Source organism: Streptomyces sp. NH27 (genome assembly GCF_056859195.1).
The window spans coordinates 1-3,075 of record NZ_JACEGK010000714.1; the positions used below are offsets into that span (position 1 = coordinate 1).

The 3,075-nt window shown below is 73.5% G+C and carries 2 protein-coding genes and 1 pseudogene; 1 reads left to right on the plus strand and 2 read right to left on the minus strand.

Annotated elements, in window-relative coordinates; genetic code table 11:
• Positions 1 to 55 precede the first annotated feature (55 nt).
• The gene (gene purH, locus AC13HU_RS34825; RefSeq protein WP_483045998.1) at positions 56 to 1,639 is read right to left on the minus strand and encodes a bifunctional phosphoribosylaminoimidazolecarboxamide formyltransferase/IMP cyclohydrolase; all 1,584 of its coding nucleotides are present in this window, start codon (positions 1,637 to 1,639) and stop codon (positions 56 to 58) included.
• Complete coding sequence (gene purN / locus AC13HU_RS34830; RefSeq protein WP_483045999.1) at positions 1,636 to 2,259, minus strand: phosphoribosylglycinamide formyltransferase; 624 nt, start codon at positions 2,257 to 2,259, stop codon at positions 1,636 to 1,638. The genes purH and purN overlap by 4 nt, the downstream gene beginning before the upstream one ends.
• Before the next feature lie 237 nt (positions 2,260 to 2,496).
• On the opposite strand from purN, the pseudogene AC13HU_RS34835 reads away from it, so the two are divergent.
• Positions 2,497 to 3,075 (plus strand): annotated as a pseudogene (locus tag AC13HU_RS34835) (hypothetical protein); the annotation flags it as partial.

The window sequence follows — 3,075 nt, forward strand, 5'->3', positions numbered from 1 at the left end:
CTCAAGAACAGTCGCAGCCCGGCATCCGGGGGTCGGGGGCACCGCCCCCGCGAGGTCAGTGGAAGAAGTGCCGGGTCGCCGTGAAGTACATCGTCACGCCGGCCTTCTCCGCCGCCTCGATGACAGCCTCGTCACGGATCGAACCGCCCGGCTGGGCCACCGCCTTGACGCCTGCGGCGGTGAGCACCTCCAGCCCGTCGGGGAACGGGAAGAACGCGTCGGAGGCCGCGTAGGAACCCGCGGCGCGCTCCACCCCGGCCCGCTCCACCGCAAGCTTCGCCGAGTCGACCCGGTTGACCTGGCCCATGCCGACCCCGACGGTCGCGCCGTCCTTCGCCAGCAGGATCGCGTTGGACTTGACCGCGCGGCAGGCCCGCCAGGCGAAGGCGAGGTCGGCCAGTTCGGCGTCGGACAGCGGCTCGCCGGTCGCGAGGGTCCAGGCGGACGGGTCGTCGCCTTCGGCCTGGAGCCGGTCCTTGGCCTGGACGAGGACGCCGCCCTCGATCGGGCGGTACTCCGTGGTGGCGGCGGGCGCGTCGGCGCAGCGCAGCACGCGGATGTTCTTCTTACGGGCCAGCACCTCGACGGCGCCCTCGTCGTACGCCGGGGCCACGATCACCTCGGTGAAGATCTCCGCGACCTGCTCGGCCATCGCCACGGACACCGGCCGGTTGACCGCGATGACGCCGCCGAACGCGGAGAGCGGGTCACAGGCGTGCGCCTTGCGGTGCGCCTCGGCGACGTCGGTGCCGACCGCGATCCCGCACGGGTTGGCGTGCTTGATGATCGCCACGCAGACGCCGTCGTGGTCGTAGGCGGCCCGGCGGGCGGCCTCGGTGTCGACGTAGTTGTTGTACGACATCTCCTTGCCGTGCAACTGCTCCGCGCCCGCCAGCCCGGTACCGCTGCCGTCGGTGTAGATCGCCGCGCCCTGGTGCGGGTTCTCGCCGTAGCGCAGAGTGTTGAGGCGGGTGTACGTGGCGCCGGTGAAAGCGGGGAACTCGTCGTCCGCGCTGTAGCCGTCCAGGAACCAGGACGCCACGGCCACGTCGTACGCGGCGGTGTGCTGGAACGCCTCGGCGGCCAGCCGCTTGCGGGCGGCGAGGTCGAAGCCGCCGTCGCCCACCGCGGCGCGCACGTCGGCGTAGCGGGCGGGGCTGGTGACGACGGCGACGGAGGGGTGGTTCTTGGCGGCGGCGCGGACCATGGACGGGCCGCCGATGTCGATCTGCTCGACGCACTCGTCAGGGCTCGCGCCCGAGGCGACGGTCTCGCGGAAGGGGTAGAGGTTCACCACGACCAGCTCGAACGGCTTGACGTCCAGCTCGTCGAGCTGCCTGCGGTGGTCCTCGAGCCGCAGGTCGGCGAGGATGCCGGCGTGCACGCGCGGGTGCAGGGTCTTCACCCGGCCGTCCAGGCACTCGGGGAAGCCGGTCAGCTCCTCGACCTTGGTGACGGGCACGCCCGCGGCGGCGATCCGCCCGGCGGTCGAGCCGGTCGACACCAGTTCGACGCCGGCCGCGTGCAGGCCGCGGGCCAGCTCCTCCAGGCCGGTCTTGTCGTAGACGCTGATCAGCGCGCGGCGGATGGGCCGCTTCGTTCCGTTCTCCTGGGGAGAGTCCTGGGAGGTGGCGCTCATGCCGGAATCAAAACCTTTCGTCCCTCAATGCGGTAGCCGTCACGCGACAGGCGTCCCACCACGTCGACGAGCAGTCGTCGCTCGACTTCCTTGATGCGCTCGTGGAGCGCTTCCTCCGTGTCGTCCGGCCGGACCTCGACCACGCCCTGGGCGATGACCGGGCCGGTGTCGACGCCGTCGTCGACGAAGTGGACGGTGCACCCGGTGACCTTGGCGCCGTACGCGAGCGCGTCGCGCACGCCGTGCGCCCCGGGGAAGCTGGGCAGCAGCGCCGGGTGCGTGTTGACCAACCGGCCGCCGAACCTGGCCAGGAACGCCGTGCCGACGATCTTCATGAAGCCGGCCGAGACCACCAGGTCCGGGTCGTACGCCGCGGTGGCCTCGGTGAGCGCGGCGTCCCAGCCGGCCCGGTCGGCGTGGTCCCGCAGCCGCACGGTGAAGGTGGGCAGCCCGGCCCGCTCGGCCCGCTCCAGTCCCGCGATGCCGTCGCGGTCCGCGCCGACCGCGACGATCCGCGCGCCGTACGCCGGGTCGGCGTCGATGGCGTCGAGCAGGGCCTGGAGGTTGGTGCCGGAACCGGAGACGAGGACGACGAGACGGGCAGGAGTGCGGGCGGCCACGGACGGGGCCTCTCTCGGGCGTGCGGGAATCCCGCGAACGGGGACCCTGGCGGCTGTATTTCGGGCTGCTTGGATGTTTCTATGAGACCGGGGCCGCTCGAATTCGGGGAACCCTACGAGTGCGCCGACCGTCAGCAACGATACCGGCACTCCGGACAGCCCCCACGGGACGGGGGAGCGTGCGGGCGGTAGCGTCTGGGGGAGAACACGTACGCGACAGGAGTCGAGCCCAAGGGGATGGCGCATCACATCATGAGCAGCGGCCGCATTGAACTCGCGCTGCGCGCGCCCGAGGGCGATCGGCGGGACAACCCGTTCGCGCCCCCGCCCGAGGGCGCCCCGGACCGCCCGTGGCAGCCGAGGCTGCCGTCCAGCGGCTCCGGGCACCCGGGCGGCGGCTCAGGTTCCGGCAGCGGCTCGGGCTCGGGCTCCGGCTCGGGCTCCGGCTCCGGGGGTTCCGGTGGCGACGGTTCCGGCGGCGACTCGGGCGAGCACGGCTCGGGCGACTCCGGGCAGCAGGGCCAGCCGCAGCACCCGCACGGCGCCCCGCAGGCGTGGGGCCACCAGTGGAGCAGCCGGCAGCCGCAGTCCGGCCGGCCGGACCCGTTCGCCCGCCGCCCCGGGGACCAGCAGGGGCCGACCGGGCCGCAGGGCCAGGGCCCGCGCTTCGACCCGACCGACCCGGCGCAGCGCCGCTCGCGGTACGCCCTGGTCTGCGGCGGCTGGGGGCTGATCTTCTCGCTGCTCGGCTGGACCCCGCTGGGCCTGCTGCTCGGCGCGCTCGCCCTCTACTGGGGCCTCAGCGCGCTGCGGCTG